The sequence below is a fragment of the Mesorhizobium sp. BHscii genome (assembly GCF_053848065.1).
The window spans coordinates 133,546-152,455 of the sequence record NZ_JBSPKW010000012.1; the positions used below are offsets into that span (position 1 = coordinate 133,546).

The 18,910-nt window shown below is 61.6% G+C and carries 16 protein-coding genes; 5 read left to right on the forward strand and 11 right to left on the reverse strand.

What is annotated here, in order from left to right:
- Positions 1-57 precede the first annotated feature (57 nt).
- Positions 58-243 (forward strand): hypothetical protein, encoded by a 186-nt coding sequence (locus tag ACWTU7_RS18035; protein ID WP_029351944.1) that lies wholly within the window; start codon positions 58-60, stop codon positions 241-243.
- Between the two features lie 262 nt (positions 244-505).
- The gene (locus ACWTU7_RS18040; protein WP_455839403.1) at positions 506-1,489 is read left to right on the forward strand and encodes an alpha/beta hydrolase fold domain-containing protein; all 984 of its coding nucleotides are present in this window, start codon (positions 506-508) and stop codon (positions 1,487-1,489) included.
- A 1-nt stretch (position 1,490) separates the two neighbouring features.
- On the opposite strand, the gene ACWTU7_RS18045 is transcribed toward ACWTU7_RS18040, so the two are convergent.
- Positions 1,491-2,390, reverse strand: coding sequence for a LysR substrate-binding domain-containing protein (locus ACWTU7_RS18045; RefSeq protein ID WP_029351948.1), 900 nt, complete (start codon positions 2,388-2,390; stop codon positions 1,491-1,493).
- Positions 2,391-2,620: 230 nt separating this feature from the next.
- Between ACWTU7_RS18045 and ACWTU7_RS18050 the strand changes: the two genes are divergently transcribed.
- The 3 genes from ACWTU7_RS18050 (at position 2,621) to ACWTU7_RS18060 (ending at position 4,569) form a co-directional block, all read left to right on the forward strand.
- Positions 2,621-2,809, forward strand: coding sequence for a hypothetical protein (locus ACWTU7_RS18050; protein WP_029351950.1), 189 nt, complete (start codon positions 2,621-2,623; stop codon positions 2,807-2,809).
- A gap of 322 nt (positions 2,810-3,131) precedes the next feature.
- Positions 3,132-3,278 carry a hypothetical protein gene (locus ACWTU7_RS18055; RefSeq protein ID WP_166487820.1) on the forward strand — a complete coding sequence of 49 codons (147 nt, stop codon included), beginning with the start codon at positions 3,132-3,134 and terminating at the stop codon, positions 3,276-3,278.
- A gap of 289 nt (positions 3,279-3,567) precedes the next feature.
- Entirely contained in the window at positions 3,568-4,569 is a 1,002-nt protein-coding gene (locus ACWTU7_RS18060) for a GlxA family transcriptional regulator (RefSeq protein ID WP_029351952.1), read from the forward strand.
- A gap of 78 nt (positions 4,570-4,647) precedes the next feature.
- Here the strand turns inward: ACWTU7_RS18060 and ACWTU7_RS18065 are convergent, their stop codons facing one another.
- The 10 genes from ACWTU7_RS18065 to ACWTU7_RS18110 all read right to left on the reverse strand — a co-directional run bounded on the left by ACWTU7_RS18065 (position 4,648) and on the right by ACWTU7_RS18110 (position 18,844).
- The gene (locus ACWTU7_RS18065) at positions 4,648-5,496 is read right to left on the reverse strand and encodes a DUF1194 domain-containing protein (protein WP_455839404.1); all 849 of its coding nucleotides are present in this window, start codon (positions 5,494-5,496) and stop codon (positions 4,648-4,650) included.
- Positions 5,497-5,711: 215 nt separating this feature from the next.
- Positions 5,712-8,273, reverse strand: a complete 2,562-nt coding sequence (locus tag ACWTU7_RS18070; protein ID WP_455839405.1) for a GcvT family protein — start codon at positions 8,271-8,273, stop codon at positions 5,712-5,714.
- A 275-nt stretch (positions 8,274-8,548) separates the two neighbouring features.
- Complete coding sequence (locus ACWTU7_RS18075) at positions 8,549-9,778, reverse strand: hypothetical protein (protein WP_455839406.1); 1,230 nt, start codon at positions 9,776-9,778, stop codon at positions 8,549-8,551.
- 21 nt (positions 9,779-9,799) lie between these two features.
- Complete coding sequence (locus ACWTU7_RS18080) at positions 9,800-11,272, reverse strand: aspartate aminotransferase family protein (protein WP_455839407.1); 1,473 nt, start codon at positions 11,270-11,272, stop codon at positions 9,800-9,802.
- Positions 11,273-11,295: 23 nt separating this feature from the next.
- Positions 11,296-12,303, reverse strand: coding sequence for an NAD-dependent epimerase/dehydratase family protein (locus ACWTU7_RS18085; protein WP_287091619.1), 1,008 nt, complete (start codon positions 12,301-12,303; stop codon positions 11,296-11,298).
- The gene (locus tag ACWTU7_RS18090; protein WP_029351963.1) at positions 12,300-12,749 is read right to left on the reverse strand and encodes an EamA family transporter; all 450 of its coding nucleotides are present in this window, start codon (positions 12,747-12,749) and stop codon (positions 12,300-12,302) included. The genes ACWTU7_RS18085 and ACWTU7_RS18090 overlap by 4 nt, the downstream gene beginning before the upstream one ends.
- A 121-nt stretch (positions 12,750-12,870) precedes the next feature.
- Positions 12,871-14,223, reverse strand: coding sequence for an FAD-binding oxidoreductase (locus tag ACWTU7_RS18095; RefSeq protein WP_455839408.1), 1,353 nt, complete (start codon positions 14,221-14,223; stop codon positions 12,871-12,873).
- A 2-nt stretch (positions 14,224-14,225) separates the two neighbouring features.
- On the reverse strand, positions 14,226-15,659 hold the full coding sequence (locus ACWTU7_RS18100; RefSeq protein WP_455839409.1) for a UbiA family prenyltransferase: 1,434 nt from the start codon (positions 15,657-15,659) through the stop codon (positions 14,226-14,228).
- A 262-nt stretch (positions 15,660-15,921) separates the two neighbouring features.
- The gene (locus ACWTU7_RS18105; protein ID WP_029351968.1) at positions 15,922-16,185 is read right to left on the reverse strand and encodes a hypothetical protein; all 264 of its coding nucleotides are present in this window, start codon (positions 16,183-16,185) and stop codon (positions 15,922-15,924) included.
- 169 nt (positions 16,186-16,354) lie between these two features.
- Positions 16,355-18,844, reverse strand: a complete 2,490-nt coding sequence (locus ACWTU7_RS18110) for a mechanosensitive ion channel domain-containing protein (RefSeq protein ID WP_455839410.1) — start codon at positions 18,842-18,844, stop codon at positions 16,355-16,357.
- Between the last annotated feature and the right edge of the window lie 66 nt (positions 18,845-18,910).

The window sequence follows — 18,910 nt, forward strand, 5'->3', positions numbered from 1 at the left end:
TCGAACGGCAGGCAGGAAATAACTTCCAGCCGCCGCAGCACTCCAAGGGAGATGAAGATGTCGATGTTCGAAAGCCTCGGCCGCTTTGGTACGGCCATCAAGCATGCGCACAACAGGAACAAGTCCGTCCGGGCCCTGAACAGCCTACCGCCCGAAATTCAGAGGGACATCGGCTGGCCAGTGTCGCCGCGCGAAGACCCGCAGGTCACCTTCTCGGCCCTGCTTCTGGGTTCGGCGCGCTGATGACGTTCGCCGCCAAATGCAAGCTGCTGGCCAAGCGCCGGAGCCGTCATACGGCTCCGGCGGCAAGCGACCCTCGGTTGCGCGCCGCACTGCTGCACCGGCGCTGAGCATTGCAGCGAGCCATGACTAGCTGCTGGCCTTGATTGCCAGCCAGATCACACCGCCGTGTTGTCTCAGCGCAAATCTTGACATTCTGGGCGAAGGCACGATCTTCGATAGCGGGGGTTCTCTTAGTCGGCTCAACCGAAGTCCGTGTGTCCGCATGCCCAGCCTCAAAAGCCACGTCGTTTCCTTTGTCCTCAGGTATAGCCGCAAGAAAGCCTTTTCCAGTCCGGAAAACCTGCAGCGCTGGATCGCCTATGCGCGCAAGACGGAGAACCATCAGCCGCCTGCCTTGCTCCGATCACGTTTCGACATCACGACGCGCAGCGTGGACGGCTTTCCCGTCTATGAAATCGCGCCAAAGGCTGGCGAACGGAAGCGTATCCTCTACTTGCATGGCGGCGCCTACGTCTTTGAAATCACGCCGTATCATTGGCGGTTGATCGGCGATATGGCCCGTCGGTTGGGCTTCGGCATCACCGTGCCGATCTACCCGATTGCTCCCGAACACGATTTCCACTCCATGTTCGGCATGGTCGGCAAGGTCTACCGGCAGATGCTCGATGAGACGGAAGCGCAGGACATCGTCTTTATGGGCGATTCCGCCGGCGGCAACATGGCCGTGGTGCTGACCATGATGGCCGCGGAAGACGCCCTGCCCTTGCCGTCACGCCATGTGCTGATCTCGCCCGGCCTCGACGTGTCGCTCGCCAACCCCGAAGTGTTCGAGGCGGAACGCTACGATCCGTGGCTGGGAATTCCGGGCGGGCTGGAGGCGGTCCGGCTCTACAGTGCCGGCATAAATCCCAGCGACTGGCGCATCAGCCCGCTTTACGGTGACCTCTCGGTGTTGCCGAAAACGCTGCTTCTGACCGGTTCGCGCGACATGCTGACCCCGGACAACCTGATCTTCGCGCAAAAGGCCCGTGCCGCCGGTGTCGAAATTGAGGTTGTTCTCGAGCAAGGCATGTTCCATGCATGGCCGCTCATCGACATGCCCGAGGCGCGGCGTGCGCGCGATAGCATCGTGGCGTTTTTGACCAGCGAAACCGAGAGCTATCACGCCAAAGCCGACAAATTGTCACTGCAAAAGGCAAATCGCGGCGTCACCGCTCACAACCTGGCTACGCCGTTGAGGTCCTGAATCAAAATTTCCCGGTTTCCCTGAACACTTCGAAAGTCGCACGGATGTGGTCGGCGACCGCCTTCACCGGCGCGCTGGCGTCCGGCGCCACGACCATGGCCAGATTGTAGGTGCCAATATCGGGCATGCCGTCCTTCGGGCAAAGCTCGACCATGTCGCTGCCGAGGAACGATTTCGGCAGCGGCGCTACCGCGAGGTCGGACATGATTGCAGCGCGCTGACCGGCCGTATGCGCGCTCATATAGGCCACGCGATAGTTGCGGCCTTCGCGGCCGAGCGCTTCGAGCGCCCCGGCCCGCCAGGCACAGCCCTCTTCCCACAATGACACCGGCAGCGGTTCGCGCAGATGCGCGCAGCCGCCCTTGGCACCGGCCCAGACGATCGGTTCGGTGAGCAGCACTTCGGCGCCGAGCGCGCTGGTCTTATAGGAATTGGTGAGCAGCGTGATGTCGAGCGCCCGGTCGTCCATGCGCCGGCGCAGATTGCTGCTCTGGTCGATGGTGACATCGACTGCGATAGAGGGATGCGACTGCGCAAAACGCTTCAAGACATGTGGCAGCACGCGCTCGCCATAATCGTCCGGCGAGCCGAGCCGCACCACCCCGACAATGTCGGGGATGATGAATTTCGACACCACCTCGCGGTTGATAGACAACAGCCGGCGGGCGTAGCCGAGCAGCATCTCGCCATCCGTGGTCAGCGTCACCGAGCGCGCGTCGCGCGCAAACACGGAGCGGCCGAGAATATCCTCAAGCTTCTTGATCTGCATGGAGACGGCCGAAGGCGTGCGGAAGACGGCATTGGCCGCGGTTGTGAAACTGCCGGTCTCGGCGATTGCCACGAAGGTGCGCAAGACGTCGAGATCAAGCAGCGGCAACGGATGATTGAGTGGGGCGTTCATGGGAAGCAGCCTTCAATTTTTCTGATGCAAGCTATCATTCCATTTCGTTTGATTGAACATCACTTTGGTGGGATAGTCAACTCCATCCAAGGCAGATGTATCGAAAGCGGCCTTGAACGCCCACGACATCGATCTGCAATCGACACGAAATGAAGCTGAAACAACCGGTGTAGCGCTTCGTATGCCGAGCAATCGGCAAGCTCCCGACCCAATGCAAAAGGAGAATGAAAATGTCCATCCTGTCATCGATCGGCCGCATCGCGACCGAATTCAGCGCGGCTCGCGCCCGCTACCAGACTGAACGCGCCATCCGCTCTCTGCCGATCGAACTGCAGAAGGATATCGGCTGGCCTGAAGCCGCCGACACCAAGACCGGCACTCGCTATGGCGTTGGATCCTGGGCTGGCGGAGCAAAATAGATCGTGTGTATTCAAAGCTGACGGCCTGTCGCGCAGATCATGCCCGGCAGGCCTTTTTGTTTGCAGTCAAATGTTTTTGAAGCCATGTCGCCGCTGCATGGCGCATATGAACGAGCTGCATAGCAGCTCACATTTCGAACTAAGGCCTTGTAAGTGATCATAAATATTGGGCGGAATGCCCAAAGTTGTCGCATTCCGTGTCGCTTTTCATATCAAGTGCTTCGCTTTTGCGATTTAGTTTCCCCCCACGTAAGCCTATATCAGCGCCAGCCAACGAGCTGCCCCACTCCATCAAGCGAAGGCGACCCGTCTGAGCAACCGAATGGAGAAGATGATGAAGCTTTTTGCCCGCCTTTTTTCTCGCCGTGAAATGAACCTGACGACCGCGCTCGAGCGCCAGCGCCTTGCCAACACCATGCCCGGCCAGACCGGCGCCGTGGCCGCCGCACGCCTCGGCTTCGTCGCCTGATCTGACAAGCTCGCAAGCGGCGCTATCTGCTGCTGCTTCGAAGTTGATCACAGCGCCGCTTCGGTTCTGCCGAGGCGGCGTGTTTTTTATGTGCCGACCACATGCCGCATATTTGCTCAAACCGGCGGCATGTTGGGACCGTCAACGCATAGCGATTGCCCATTTGCGACCCATGTCGCAAATAAAGTCTGTCTTTCGCCGCCTACCAATTGACAGGAAAGGTTTTTCCTGATGTCGCTATGCTGATCGCGACATCCTGTTCGCGCCATTGCAGCGTGAGGGTTACCCTGTGAACGTCGTAAATCATCCGATCAGGCGGTCGTTTGTATTCTTCCTGGTCCCCGATTTCACCATGATCGCCTTTGCAACGGCGCTCGATCCGTTGCGCTCGGCCAACCGGATGCTCGGCTACGAGGCCTATCGTTGGCGGCTCGCCAGCATCGACGGCAAGCCGGTGCGCGCCTCAAACGGCGTCGAATGCGCCGTCAACACCTCGCTGGAGGACGAACGCAAGAAGATGTCCGGCCCCGAACGGCCGAACATGGCGGTCGTTTGCAGCGGCATCAATGTCGAGCGCTACCAGAACAGATCGGCCTTCGCCTGGCTGCGCGAGGAATACAACCGCGGCGTCGCCATCGGCGGCTTGTGTACTGGCGCACATATACTGGCCGCCGCCGGCCTGTTGTCCAACAAGCGCTGCGCCATTCATTGGGAGAACCTGCCGGGTTTTTCCGAGGCGTTCCCGAAGGCCAATGTCTTTGCCGACCTCTTCGAGATTGACCAGAACATCTACACCTGCGCCGGCGGCACCGCGGCGCTCGACATGATGCTGAAGCTGATCGGCGACGATTTCGACGACAACCTCGTCAACCGGGTCTGCGAGCAGGTTTTGACCGACCGCGTACGCAGCCCGACCGATCGCCAGCGCCTGCCGCTGCGTGCGCGCCTTGGCGTGCAGAATTCCAAAGTGCTGACCATCATCGAATTGATGGAAGCAAACCTGTCCGAGCCGCTGTCGCTGATCGAGATTGCCGATCATGTCGACTTGTCGCGCCGCCAGATCGAGCGCCTGTTCCGCACCGAAATGGGACGATCCCCTGCCCGCTACTATCTGGAAATCCGCCTCGACCGGGCCCGGCACTTGCTGATCCAATCATCGATGCCGGTGGTCGAAGTGGCGGTCGCTTGCGGGTTCGTCTCCGCCTCGCATTTCTCCAAATGCTACCGCGAGCTCTATGCGCGCTCGCCGCAGCAGGAGCGCGTCGATCGCAAGCAGTTGCTGGTCGCGTAAAAAAGGCAACACCTGGATGGTGTAGACGCCATTGCCTCCCGGAGAGGAGTGCTCGCCAAGTCTGGAACGTCCGATGCTCTAGCGGCTGTCGAACATCCAGCTTCGGTCGCGCCACATTTTCTCGCCGACCTGACAGTCGGTGGCCGGCTTGTCTTGCGCCAGTACCACCGGCGGATGCGCCGCTTTGTCCGCCGCCCATTGCGGTGAGGCAGGCCCAGCAAGCTCGAGCACCAGCTTGCGGCGGATCGCTTCGGGAAACTGCGTCCACTCATTGACCGGGATCATGAACGCGCCGGGCCCACCGATGACGCAGTCGGTGTAGTAGCGGTCGAGATAGTTGACGTCGTAGACACTGGTGAAGCCGCTCCGAGTCATCAGCGGCAGGCCGTTGATGGTGATGCCTTGCTTGACCAGCTCGTCACGGATGATGTCGACGGGAGCACCTTGATTGTTGGGGCCATCGCCTGAAATGTCGATGACGCGCTTGACGCCCTGAAAGCCGCTTTCGGCGAAGAGATCGCTGCCGAATTGCAAGGCACCGGAAATCGAGGTGCGCCGTGCGCTGTTGGGCGCATGGGCGGCGAGCTGTTCGACCACCCGCTCGGCGTCGGCACGATTTGCGATCACCGTCCACGGCACGATGACGTGCTGCCAGGTCGTGCCGGCCCATTCGACATAGGTGACGGCAATCTTGCCATAGGCGCCATCGGCTATCGCCTGCAGTACCGTGTCGTGCGTCAGCGCCGCGACATAACCGCGACGCTGGATTTCGAGCTCCGCCGGTGACATCGACAGCGAAACGTCAACCGCCAGCACCAGTTCGATATCGACGGGTTCGGCGGCGCGGGATTCCGGCGCCAGCCCCAGCATCAGCGCCAGTGCAGCGGCGCCTGAAAGGAGATGTCTTGCGTGGGGAAAAGCAGACATTGCAGCAAGGTAAGCGATAATCGTCGCGCCACAAAGCGAAAAGCCCAGCGCCGGGCTAATGCATGTCGCCAAAAGTGTGCAGCGGTTTGGGGTAATGACATGCATATAAACAATAACTTAAAGCGCGTCGCATGACCCCCCTCAGACGCGACGCGCTTTAAGGCTTTGCGTTCACATTTTTGCGAGTCCGCCCCTCACCATCTATTGTGGGAGGCTCAGCTGCGTGGATTGAGGTTCTCCGGGTCGTAGAGCGGCCTGTAGCCGACGGCGGCCACTTCAACCGGGTATGTCTCGCCGAAATATTCGACGTTCAGCTTGCGGCCTTCCTGGCAATACGCCCAGGGCAGATAGGCGAGCGCGATGTTCTTGCCGATGGTCGGGCCATAGGCGATCGAGGTCGTGAACGACCGGCGGCCGAGTTCGTCGACCAGCGTCTCACCCGTTTGCGGGTCCATCACCGGCATCGTGCCGACCGGATAACGGGCTACGCCCCTGGAATCGACATTGTCCGTCATGACAAGCGTGCAAAGCATGGCCGGCTGATGCGCGCGGGCGCGATACTCCAGATGCTTTGCCTTGCCGCTGAAATCAGCCTCCTTGACCTTCGGACGGGCAAGATCGGCCTCCAGCAGATTGTACTCGGTCAAAAGATCCGCGTTCTGCAGGCGCAGGCTCTTCTCCATGCGGCGGCTGTTGGCATAGGTCTCGACGCCAAAAGCCATCACGCCGGTCGAACGCAACGCGTCCCATACGGCCAGCCCGTCTTCATATCGCATGTGCAGTTCCCAGCCCTGCTCACCGACATAGGAGATGCGGAAAGCGGTCACGTCCTTGCCGCCGATCTTGACGGGCTTGATCGCTCCAAAGGCAAAGTTCTCCGGCGTCAGCCCGTCCGGGTCCTCGACGACCTTCTGCAAGGTTGAGCGCGCGTTCGGACCCCAGATGCCGACGGTCACGTAGTTCTCGGTCACATCGGTGATGGTGACGTCGAACCCTTTGTCTTCTGCCGTCCGCTGCATGTAGTGGAAGTCCCGCGGGCCGGCATCGGCACCGTCGATGACGCGGCACCGGTCGGCCATGCGGATGACGGTCAGGTCGGCGCGCACCATGCCTTCATCGTCGAGGAAATGCGTGTAGATGCCTTTGCCGATATTGCCGTCGCCGCCGATCTTGGCCGCGCACAGCCATTCCATCAGCGCGACATGATCCGGCCCTTCCACGTCGTACATCGCGAAATGCGATAGATTTACGATGCCGCAATCCTCGCTCATGGCGAGATGCTCGGCATTGGAGACGCGCCAGAAATGGCGGTTGTCCCACTCGTTTTCGCGCACCGGCACCCGGTTGCCGTATTTCTCGAGCAGGTGCTCGTTGGCGGCATAGCCATGGGCGCGCTCCCAGCCGCCGAGCTCCATGAAATAGCCGCCGAGTTCCTTCTCGCGCTTCCAGAAGGGCGAGCGGCGCACGTTGCGAGCCTTGGAGAAGGGCTCGCGCGGATGGACGGCGGGATTGTAGACCTTCATCGCCGTTTCGGTGCAGCGGTCCCAGATGAACTGCTCTTGCGTCTGGTGCGGATAGAAGCGCGAATAGTCGATGGCGTGGTGGTCGATCGACGTCCGGCCGTCCGTCATCCAGTCGGCGATAAGCTTACCCATGCCGGGGCCGTCCTTGACCCATATTGCGACGGCATACCAGAGGCCCCGCACCTTCTGGCTCTCGCCCATAGAGGGGCCACCGTCCGACGTCACCTGCAGAAGCCCGTTGAAGGAATGGCTCTCATTATAACCCAGTTCGCCCAGGATCGGCGTCAGTTCCATGGCGCGCTCGAGCGGTGCCAGGATCTGTTCCATGTCGAGGTCGCGTTGCGAGGGCGAAAGACGGGCCTGGTGTTTCTCCAGAAGGTCGCGCGGATGGCAAAGGCGCGGATTGGTCTCCTCGTAATAGCCCCATTCGATCTGCCCACCTTCGGCGGTCTTGGGGTCGCCGGTGTCGCGCATATAGGCCGAGTTGCCCTGGTCGCGCAGCAGCGGCCAGCCGATCTCCTTGCCGGTGCCGGCGAATTCGGTGTAGGGCCCGAAGAAGGTAAGCGGATGGTCGATCGGCATCACCGGCAGGTCCTCGCCCACCATTTCCGCGATCAACCGGCCCCAGATACCCGCGCACACAATCACGTAGTCGGCCTCGATTGTGCCACGGTCGGTCACCACGCCCTTGATACGCCCGTTCTCGACTACGAGCGACTTGGCCGGCGTGTTAGCGAAGGATTTGAGCTTGCCGGAGGCTTCCGCCTGATCGACCAGCTTGCCGGCGACCGTTTGCGAGCGCGGGATGACGAGACCGGCATCCGGATCCCACAGGCCGCCCTGCACCTTCCCTTCTTCGATCAGCGGGAATTTCTGCTTGATCTCGGCCGGATCGATCAGGCGGGCACGCGTGCCGAAGGCCTTTGCCGAGGCGATCTTGCGCTTGATCTCCTCCATGCGATCGTCGTCGCCGACGCGAGCGACCTCAAGGCCGCCGATGCGGGCGTAATGGCCCATCTTCTCGTAGAAATCGATGGAATAGAGCGTCGTCCAGCAGGACAGGAAGTCATGGCTGGTCGTGTAGCAGAAGTCGGAGGCGTGCGCCGTCGAGCCGATGTCGGTCGGGATGCCTGATTTGTCGATGCCGACGATGTCGTCCCATCCGCGCTCGATCAGGTGATGGGCGACCGATGCGCCAACAATGCCGCCCAGCCCGACGATGACGACCTTCGCCTTTTCCGGAAACCCTGCCATGCCCGCGACTCCAAAAGTGCTGTTGCGGACGCCGGCGCCCGCTGACCGGCGCACAATATGCAGACGACGGCCATCGCGCTACCGCCTGTTTGCGACACGCCACAGGTGCGGCGCGACCCCGGCGCATGCCCCCGAAAATCGGAATCGATTTTCGCCTGGATCATGCGCGGAAAAATTCCACAGCGTCCTTTGCGCGCCCAAAAAGACGCGGGGGCACTGCAGTTGAGATCAGCTGCTTCAAGGGAAAATGATGCGCGCCAGGCTGGAGACGGACCTCATGGTTCATCTCCCGAAACGACGTGCAACACTGGGGCGCGACGCCCTTCGATGCTCGCCCACAGCGCCATGAAGGGGCCGGCGAGCAGCAGGAACGGCGGGATCAGATAGGGAAAGTAGATGCGGGTGTCGTGGATCGGGAAGACGGTGAACTTGGCCAGCGCGCCGAGCACCAGCGCCGCAAACAGGATACCGGCACGGCGGTCGAGCTTGAAGCCGGCGCGACTTAAGGCATACCACCCCGCCAGCGCCAGAACTGAGACGCCGACCCAGCTGTTCAGGCTGACGGCGCGGACCAGCGAGGCGGCAAAGGCCCGGAGATAGGCGACAGCCGAGAACGGCGGATCGAAACCATTCATATTGTAGTGCTGCTCGATGCTGGAGAACCACAGATGCGGCCACCAGCCGGGATGCTGCGCCCAATGCGAGATGGCGAAATAGGCGACCAGCGAGGCGGCAAAGCCGGCCAGCGCGCCCCACGCCTTCTGTCGGAAGGCGACCAGCAACACGGCGAAGATGGCAAGAAAGACGATGTTGTCGGGCCGCGCCATGAAGGCGAGAAAGAGCAGGATCGCGGTGGCCACTTCGCGACCGCGCACATACGCAAAAAGCCCGCCGAGGAACAGGGCGGAGCATAGCAGATCAGGTGTATTTGCCCGCGCCGCGTCGCCGAATTCGGCCATGATCAGCACCGCGCCGGCGACCGGCGCCAGCGCCAGCGCGCCTTCGGACCGCAGCCAGAGCAGCGCGATCGCACCGAACAGCTGCACCGACAATACTGAGATCACACGCATCGCCTCGACCGGCGACATCACAGAACTCATCGTCGAAAGGATCTCGGCGTAGAGGAACTTGACCCGGTACATGCCGAGCAGCGAATGGAAATCGGCGGCATTCCCGGCCATATGACTGCGGAAGCCGCCGCTGTCGTCCGTCAGTGTCTTGTACTCGCCCGCCGAGACGCCGTCCCTAACCGTGCCATAAGCATAGTCGTGCAGCGCCTGCACATCGGGATAGCTGCCCTCCTCGGCGATCGCGAGGTAGGGCAGCATGTCCCAATTGGCGTCGGGGATGAACCATGTCGTCACGGCGATCAACACGATGTAAAGCGCGAAGGCCGCCGCCCCGACCGGTGCGGCAAGACGCGCATAGGTGCCCTCGCCCCATGCCAGACCGGCCTCGGTGACCCGGTCGAGCAGGTTTGTCGAAACGGGAGATTTGGTCAGCATGGTTTCGCTCGGCGGACCTGGCTAGCGGACCTGGCTTTTGACGAAATCCTTCACGATCGACACGATGCCGCGCGACAACAGGCTGTCGAGCGCCTCGACAAAGCGGTCGACATGTTCGCGTTGGCAGATCAACGGCGGTTCGAGACGGATGACATTGCGGTTGTATTCGGTGAAGGCGACGAGCACGTCGTAGTCGCGCAGCAACAGCGCTCCGACCAAGCCGGACAAGGATCCCTTCAGCTTCTCGTCGAGCACGCTGACCACCGGCCGCAGCACCATCGGCAGGGTCTGCGAAAAATCGTGGAATTCCAGCCCGACCATCAGGCCCTTGCCGCGGACCTCCTTGATGATCTTCGGGTATTTTTCCCTCAACGCCTGAAGGCGTTGCAGCAGGTAGTCGCCGGTCACAGCGGCGTTGTCGATGAGCCCCTCGTCGTAAAGCACGTTAAGTGCCTCGATCGAGGTGACGCAGGCCTCACCCATGCCGCCGAAGGTAGCCATGGCGTGGATCATCGCCGTCTTCGGCGTGCCATAGGCCTTCATGTAGACCTCGCGCCTGGCAATCATCGCGCCGACCGCCGCCTTGCCGCCGCCGAGCGATTTTGCCAGCGCCGTCACATCAGGAACGACGCCGTAATGCTCGAAGGCATAGAAACGGCCGGAGCGGCCATAGCCGCACTGCACTTCATCGGCGACCCACAGCACACCGTACTGGTCGCATAGCGCACGCAGCTTCTGCCAGTATTCGGCAGGCGCCTGGATGATGCCGCCACCACCCTGGATGGTTTCCAGCACGATGACGCCGATCTCCGGGTCCGAGCGGAAGGTGCGCTCGACCGCTTCGATGTCGGCGAAAGGGATGCGCACGACATTGTCGGCCACCTTGAAGTCGGCGCGGTAAAGCGAGCCGTCGGTGATCGCCAGCACGCCCTTGGTCTTGCCGTGGAAGGAATTCTCGGCATAGACGACCTTTGGCCGCTTCGGGCCGGCGGCGCGCTCGGCGAGCTTCACGGCCGCCTCCATGGCTTCCGAGCCGGACGAGCCCAGAAACACCATGTCGAGATCGCCGGGCGAGCATTTGGCGAGATTGTGCGCCAGGGCGGCCGCATATTGCGACATGAAGGCGATGGCGATCTCCTGCCGCTTCTCCTCCTGGAATTTCTTGCGCGCTTCGAGAAGGCGCGGATGGTTGTGGCCGAAGGCCAGCGAGCCGAAGCCGCCGAAGAAATCCAGGATCCTGCGGCCGTTCTGATCGATGTAGAACATGCCTTCGGCGCGCTCGATCTTGATCTTGTGGAAGCCGAGCAGCTTCATGAAATGCAGCTGGCCGGGATTGAGATGCGCCTTGAACAGGTCGGTCATGCGCGCGACGTCCATCGCCTTGGCCTGCTCGACGCTGATCAAATCGGGCTTGGCGGTGATGGCGGGCAAAAGCGCCGGCGCGCTGACCGTGGCGCGCGCAGTCGTGTGGTCTGGCTTCGTCATGACGGTCATCTCAAGGGTCTCCTGCTGGCCCATCACTCGGCGGGCACATGTCTGGCGGCGACGGCATGGCCGTCTTTCTTGGCGCGGTATTCGCTATAGGCGGCGATCAGCATGTCCTCGTCGCGATATTGCGGCACCCAGCCGAGTTGGCGTTCGGCCTTGGACACGTCGAGCACGCAGTCCTCGTCGGCGATCAGATACTGCTCCGGATCCATGATCGGCATGTTCAAGAGATCGAGCAGGTCGAGCGTGCGCTTGACTGCCCAGCCCGGTGTCGGGATCAGGATCGACTTCGACCCGGCATGCCTGATCAGATCGCCGAGCAGTTTCCTGACCGGCGGCGGGTTGAGCGAACCGAGATTATAGGCTTCATCAGGCACGCCGGCTCTCCAGGCGGCGCGCGCTGCCTCGGCGCAGTCGAACACCGAGATGAACTGATACGGGTTCTTGCCCGAGCCGATCATAGGCACCGGAAGATTCCAATCGATCAGCTTGAACAGTTTTTCGAGGATGCCGAGGCGGCCGGGACCGATGATCAGGCGCGGCCGAAACAGCGAGATCGACATGCCGCGCTTGCGCCATTCGGCGGCCAGCTCCTCGGTCTTCTGCTTCGACCAGCCATATTCGCCGAGCGGCGCGACCGGATGTTCCTCGGTCATCGGCTGCGTGATCGTATGGCCGTAGATCATGTCGGTCGTGTAATGGACGAGCTTGGGCGCGCCGGCTCTGTCCATCGCCTTTATGATGTGCTCGGTGCCGTGGAAGTTCACCGGGAAGAAGAACTGGTGGCGCTTGGCGCGCACCTGGATCGGCGACAGCATTTTCGCCGAAAGATTATAGACCATGTCGTCGGCCTTCAGCCCGACCGAAGCGACCGAGGCCGGATCGGTGACGTCGCACCTGACATATCGGACCGAACGGTAATGCGGCAGGTCGCTCTTGGCGATGTCGGCGACGACCACCTCCTCGCCGTCGGCCAGAAGTTTCGGGGCAAGGTGGCGGCCGACGAAACCGTCGCCGCCAAAGATCACATGTCTCATCGAACAATCCCGCTGGTGTGAATCTTGTCGGGGGAAAGGCCAGCCGTCTCGTCCTCGTGCTCTCGATCGCCCAAGTCTCGGCCACTTTGGGCGATCAGCACCGTGCCGACGCAGATGAAGGCGATGCCGGCAATGCGCCAGGCATTGAGGTCTTCGCGGAAGATGAAATAGGCGAAGATAGCAACGGCGACATAGGCGAGGCTGAGGAACGGATAGGCGAAGCTGAGCTCGACCTTGGACAGCACATAGAGGTGCGAAGCCATCGAGATGACGAAGGTGCACAGGCCGAAGAAAACCCACGGGCTGAAGACAATCTGCAACAGCTTCAGCAACGGATTGGTGCCCTCGAAGGAGATCGTACCGAGTGACATCATGCCCTGCTTCAGCATGAGCTGCGCAGCGGCGTTGGTCATGACCGTGAACAGAATGAAGACGATGTATTTCATGTTTCTTCCGCCAGCCCTTCAGCCGTTCTATTACAAACCTGCAAACGCTTCATGAAGCACAAAACGTTTTAAGCAAATCTTGGTCTTATAGACCGTTAATCACGAACCGTTGTAATTTTATCTATTCTGCGGCTTCAGCGGTTTCGCGCCGAGCCTCGAGTTTTTTCGCCGTTCGCGCCCAGAAACTCGACATGAAGGCGGGATCGCGGATCGCTTCGAGGCATTGCCATTCCGGAAAGGATGCGGCGAAAGTGTCGGCGCCCATGCGGGCGTCCTTGTAGGGATTGACCGCGCCACCGGCCTCGACCGTGATGTGGTCGAGCTCCTTCAGCAGCGCCAGCGTCCCCCGGCCACGGTTGGAAAAATCCAGCGTCAGCGTGAAACCCGGTCGCGGGAACGACAGCAGTGCCGGCGAGCGGATCGAGCCGAAGCGCTTCAGGACCGTCAGGAACGAGCCCTGCCCCGCCCGTTTTGCCGCCGCAAGCAGCGCCGGCACCGCTCGGCGCGCGACGTCTTCCGGCACCACGCTCTGGTGCTGGAAAAGCCCGTTCGGTCCGTAGAGCCGGTTCCAGTTGCCAACGCCGTCGAGCGGAAAGAAAAAACCCTGGTAGCCTACCTGGCGCGGCGCGGTAGACCTGCCTTTCTTCCACCGGTAGGCGGCATTGAAGGCAGTCAGGAACGGCCGGTTGAGCACGTTGAACGGCGGCTGGAACGGCACCGAAAGGTTGCCGCCGGCACGAGAGGCCACATGGGAGCCATGCTCGGCGTGATTGCCGGTAAACAGCAGCCCGCGCCCACGGCCGTGGCCGCCGGCAAGCTGGTCGATCCATGCGACGACGTATTCGTTGGCTTGGTCGGCCGCTTCGGCAAGCTCGAAGAATTCGCCGAGGTCGCGGAACGGCGTCGCTGTCTCGACGATATCGAGGGATGGCACCCGCATCAGCCGGATCGATGCGGACAGGATCAGTCCGGTCAGCCCCATGCCGCCGATCGTCGCCGCAAACAGGCGTGCATTGTCGGTGGCCGAGCAGTAATGGGGCCGTCCATCCGATTTTAGCAGCGTGAACGATTCGACGTGGCAGCCGAAGGTGCCGCGCCGGTGATGGTTCTTGCCGTGAACGTCATTGGCGATGGCGCCGCCGAGCGTGACGACCTGCGTGCCTGGAACGACGGCCGGAAAGAAGCCGTATGGCGCTGCATGGGCGATGATGTCGGACAGAAGCACGCCGGCCTCGGCCTCGATCACGCCTGTCTCGGCATTGAAGGCGCGGATCCTGTTGAGCGGCCGCATGTCGACGACCATGCCGGCCTGGTTCTGGCAGGAATCGCCGTAGGAGCGGCCGTTGCCGTAGGCGAGCAAGGCATTTCTTGCCGCCTTGCCGCTCTTCAGCAGCGCAACAGCGTCGTCCGCCGGGGTCACATCGAGTGCCGGCGGCGTGGCAAGACCGAAGCTCTGGAACCGCTGCTTCGCCACGCCTACCAGCCTCCGGCGACCAGGAACACGGCGCCGATGAGCACGACGATCTGGCTGCGCCAGTCGCGGATGATGAAGACGACCGGATCGTCATGCATCTCGTCGCGGCGGGCGAGAATCCAGACGCGGATGGTTAGGTACAGGACGATCGGCGCCAGGGGCCAGACCAGCCACGGGTGAGGATAGAGTTCGCGCACCGCAACACTGTCCATATAGAGTGCCAGCACCAGCGCCGAGGAAAAGGCCGAGGCCATGCCCGCCTGGGCGACGATCTCCTGGTCTTCGGTGCGGTAGCCGCGGCCGGCAATGCGTTCGCCGGCCGGAATCGCGGTCGTGCGCAGCTCGACAAAACGCTTCACCAGCGCCAGCGACAGGAAAAAAAAGATCGAGAAGGCCAGCAGCCAGAACGAGACGTCGACGCCGGTCGCCGCGGCGCCCGCCAGAACGCGGATCGTGTAGAGTCCGGCCAACGTCAGCACGTCGATCAGGAGCATGCGCTTGAACGACAGCGAATAGGCGGTGGTGATGACTATGTAGCCGCCGAGCACGCCGAGGAATTCGATCGGCAGCAGAAGCCCTGCACCAACACCTATTGCAAGCAAAACCATCATCGAACCGAGGCCGAACGGGATCGACAGCGCGCCGCTGGCGAATGGCCGGTTGCGCTTGGTCAGGTGTTTGCGATCGAGCGCGAGATCAAAGAAATCGTTGAGGATGTAGATGGCGGAAGCGACTGCGCTGAACGATACGAATGCCAGCAGGCATTCCCAGACCATGTCGGCGTTGAAGTATTCGTGCGACAGTACCATCGGCACCGCGATCAGCGAGTTCTTTAGCCACTGATGAACGCGCAGCATCTTGACGATGGTTCTGAACGTCGGCTTCGGCGCCGGCATCATTTCGGCACCGTGGGCGGCCTGCCATCGCGCAGCATGGCGGTCGGGCGCGACGACGATTGCCGCGCGCGCGGCGTCGAATACCCTAAGGTCGTGCCGGCTATTGCCGGCATAGTCGAAGCCGCCATCGCCATAGGCGGCGACAAGCGAGGCGCGCTTTCTGCCTGAGGTCATGTTGTGGGGGCCGTCGGTCGCCAGGACGCGATCGAATATCCCGAGATGTGCGGCGATCGCCTCGGCCGATTTGCGCGGCGTACCGGTCGCCAGCACAATCTGGCGGCCCTCGCCATGTTCAATGCGAAGGCGCTGAAGCAGCGCCTCGCGGTAAGGCAGCGACGCAGGATCGATGTCGATGCGTTGAGCGATGGCCTGCTTCAACCGCGCCGGCCCGCCGGCGAGCCAGAACGGCACGAGGAAAATATAGAGCGGATTCTTCTTGAGAAGGATGAACAGCCCTTCCCACAACAGGTCCGTCGCGATCAGCGTGCCGTCGAGATCGACGGCAAGCGGAATTGCGTTCCTGTCCGACCGCGCGTCCATTTTCCGTTGCCCTGCCTAAAAGCCCATGATCCCGAAAACCGATTTCTCGGAAAGGATCATGCGCCATTCCAAAATCCGCGCCGTGCTTCGGCGTCTTCGGCCCGATATAACGGGGAACAGCGCAGCGAATGTTAAAACGCCCAGCCTGGCCTGGCTTGCGTGACGGTATTTCGCCCTTCATCGTTAAGTTTCGCTGACCCGAAACGATAAAAGGCCGGGCATTGCCCGGCCTTCGAAAAATCGTCAACGTTTTTTGACGCGGCTACTTGATACGGGCGACGCCGCCCGAGATTTCGATCGTTTCCGAACCGGTCAGCGCCTCGAGGTCGCCATTCGGCATGGTAACGAAACAGCCGGTCGGGCAGAATTCCGCGGTTTCGCCGGCGGCTAGCGCCAGCTCCGTCTTGCCACCGCCTTCGGTCACGACGAGTGTGCGGGTCTCGGCGTCCTTGTTGGTCGCGCTGGCGCCGAAGGCTGAACCGCCCACGGCAAGAAATGCGATGGCGGCGACGAGAGACTTCCACATTTGCAATATCGGTGTTTCCACCGCCTCTGTTTGCATTTCGCAAGGCATTCTCGCCCTTTGCATGTGAGCTTATATGAGATGCAAGCTGAACGGCAACTGAATGCCGCATTCATGCCGCAATTGCTTTCGCTGTGTCGAAAGCCGGTGATACCTGAATATCAATATTACCCTAATCGGGATCCGGCTTGCGCGTCTTGCGCCCGGATCTGGCCAGGCGTTTCGTCTCGGCCGCGGCTTCGGCCGCCGCGCGCTCCTTCTCGGCGAATTCAGCCTCGATCTGGTCATCGTCGATCGGCCATGCGTCATGCTTTTTGGTCTCGACGACGGCGCGCGGCGCCGACGGAATTTCGATATGCTGATCCGCGAACTCATCGAGGACGGCAAACCGGATGTCGTTCTGTACGATGTTGCCATTCATGACGTCGGCCAGGAACACACGGATTTCGAATTCGAGAGCGGCCGGCCCGAAATTGGTGAACAGCACGAAGGGTTCGGGATTCTTCAGCACCAGCGGATGGCCGCGCGCAATCTCCAAAAGGACAGCATGGACCTGCTTGACGTCGCTGCCGTAGGCGACGCCGACCTTGATGTCGATGCGACCGAGCTTGTTGCGGTGCGTCCAGTTGCCGACGGCATTGTTGATCAGGTTTGAATTGGGCAGGATCACCGACTGCCGCTGGAACGTCTCGATCTCGGTAGCGCGCACACTGATCTTCTTGACCGTACCGCTGATGTCACCGGCGACGATCCAGTCGCCGACCTTGAACGGCCGCTCGGCCAAAAGGATCAGACCGGAGACGAAGTTGGAGACGACATTCTGCAGGCCAAAGCCGATACCGAGGGACAGGGCGCCGGCGACAAGCGCCAGATTGGAGAGATCGATGCCCGCCGCCGAGACGCCGACGAGTGCTGCGAGCGCCACGCCGGCATAGCCGACCGCCAGCCGGATTGAGTTTCGCACGCCGGTGTCGACTTTGCCGCGCGCCATCACCGAACCGTCGAGCCAGCCCTGGAACCAGCGCGTCAGGAAATAGCCGATAATGAAGACAATGATGCCGGTCAGGATGCCGGTCACCGAGATCGTCACCGAGCCGATGGTGAGGCCCGTCGCCAGCTTATAGCCCCAGGCCTGGATGTCGCCGGGCTGGAAGCCCCACGTCAACAGGATCAGCGGCAGGAACACCAGCACGATCATCAGGTTTATGGCGACGCTGACGACCAGGCCGAGCTGGTCGAGCGCGGACTCCTCATAGCTGGAATTGGTCGATAGCCAGCGCCCGATCGACGTGTTGGCAAAGCCGCCTTCCTCGCTGATCGCCCGCGCCGACAGAAAGCCGATATAGGCGGTGACCAGAATGGTTCCGGTGACCACGACTTGCAGCGAGACGAAGATGGCGAGGCCGATATAGCCGAGCAGCGCCGTGGCGATGGTGAAAACGCCGAGCGCGACAGCCGTGTAGCGCAGCCACACCGGCCAGGGGCGCCAGCTTCCGTCGGGTGCCTTGAACGGTTTCAGCAGCCCCATCAGGATCAGGATGACGCCGACGATGATGGTGGCGACAAAACTTCTGGCGATGGTCAGCGACAGCGGCGAGCCCATCTTGTCGTTGACGACCGACAGGAAATTGTTGACGCCGATTACCACCGCCATGGCGGTCGTCAGCCGCACCAGCCAGCGTGCCGGACCCGTTTCAACGGGTATGAGCCGCCAGTTCGGCAGCCGCGGCTCCAGCGCCGCATTGGTCAGCCGGTTGACGCAGAACACCACCGCGATGACGGCGACCAGCGCATTCAGGAAAACGCCAATGTCGCCGCGCAACACGTTATAGTAGTTGAAAAAGAACACGGTCGAGACGAGAAAGACGCCGACCGCCAGCGTCGGCAGCAATGTCGACCAGAACGCCACCGACAGCCGGCTGAGATAGGACGGATCCTCGACGGAAGGGTCTGCTTCGAAGACACGTCCGAACAGACGCCGCCCACCGACAAAAAGCACCGCCGCCAGGGAGAGCGCCGTCAAGGTCGCGGCCAGCACGGCCTGGAACTTGAACTTGAAGGCGAAGGTCAGCCAGGACGACACCGCCTTGTAGAAGCCGCTAAATTCACCGTTGGCATCGGAAATGACCTCAGGGCTCAGAGCGTCGGACAGCACGTAGCGCTTAGTGAGCAGATTGCGAAACAGCTCGCTGCGCATATTGGCGATCTTGTCGATGAGGCCGCTGATGCGGATCGACAGGTTTTGCGCCGTGGCGATAACAGCATTGATCTCGGCCTTTTGGGACGCCAGCGCCTGGCGTTCGCTGGTCACGATGTCGGGTTCGGGCGGCTGGCCCGCGGCCGGCGGCACCCCGAGCTGATCGAGCCTTGCGTTGATCTCCGAAAGTCGCGGGCGGAAGGCAAGCGCGCTGTTCAGCGCACCTCGCGACATTTCCTCGAGCTGCAGGCGGATATCGACAAGGCTGGCGTCGTCGGCACCGTCCTCCTGGATTTTCTTTTCGAGATTGTCGGTCCTCGTCGTCAGATCCTGCAGGATTTTCTGCTGGTCGGCGACCACCCCGGACGCAGCATGGTCAAGCCCCTGCGCCGCCGCATCAAGCGAAAGCGGCGCCGAGGCAACGATCGCCAGGACCAGAACGAAGCGGAGCAGTCGGAAAAGCATGATCGTTTGGCGACTCACAGGCGGTAAGGCGTTCTAAAGCTCGTCCTTGATAAAGACGCTCATACC

Coding starts and splice junctions, on each gene's coding strand:
- ACWTU7_RS18105 (WP_029351968.1), bottom strand. CDS start 16,185: ATGTGGAAGTCTCTCGTCGCCGCCATCGCATTTCTTGCCGTGGGCGGT.
- ACWTU7_RS18070 (WP_455839405.1), bottom strand. CDS start 8,273: ATGGCAGGGTTTCCGGAAAAGGCGAAGGTCGTCATCGTCGGGCTGGGC.
- ACWTU7_RS18080 (WP_455839407.1), bottom strand. CDS start 11,272: ATGACCGTCATGACGAAGCCAGACCACACGACTGCGCGCGCCACGGTC.
- ACWTU7_RS18065 (WP_455839404.1), bottom strand. CDS start 5,496: ATGTCTGCTTTTCCCCACGCAAGACATCTCCTTTCAGGCGCCGCTGCA.
- ACWTU7_RS18110 (WP_455839410.1), bottom strand. CDS start 18,844: ATGCTTTTCCGACTGCTCCGCTTCGTTCTGGTCCTGGCGATCGTTGCC.
- ACWTU7_RS18100 (WP_455839409.1), bottom strand. CDS start 15,659: ATGGACGCGCGGTCGGACAGGAACGCAATTCCGCTTGCCGTCGATCTC.
- ACWTU7_RS18075 (WP_455839406.1), bottom strand. CDS start 9,778: ATGCTGACCAAATCTCCCGTTTCGACAAACCTGCTCGACCGGGTCACC.
- ACWTU7_RS18090 (WP_029351963.1), bottom strand. CDS start 12,749: ATGAAATACATCGTCTTCATTCTGTTCACGGTCATGACCAACGCCGCT.
- ACWTU7_RS18050 (WP_029351950.1), top strand. CDS start 2,621: ATGTCCATCCTGTCATCGATCGGCCGCATCGCGACCGAATTCAGCGCG.
- ACWTU7_RS18085 (WP_287091619.1), bottom strand. CDS start 12,303: ATGAGACATGTGATCTTTGGCGGCGACGGTTTCGTCGGCCGCCACCTT.
- ACWTU7_RS18040 (WP_455839403.1), top strand. CDS start 506: ATGCCCAGCCTCAAAAGCCACGTCGTTTCCTTTGTCCTCAGGTATAGC.
- ACWTU7_RS18055 (WP_166487820.1), top strand. CDS start 3,132: ATGGAGAAGATGATGAAGCTTTTTGCCCGCCTTTTTTCTCGCCGTGAA.
- ACWTU7_RS18045 (WP_029351948.1), bottom strand. CDS start 2,390: ATGAACGCCCCACTCAATCATCCGTTGCCGCTGCTTGATCTCGACGTC.
- ACWTU7_RS18035 (WP_029351944.1), top strand. CDS start 58: ATGTCGATGTTCGAAAGCCTCGGCCGCTTTGGTACGGCCATCAAGCAT.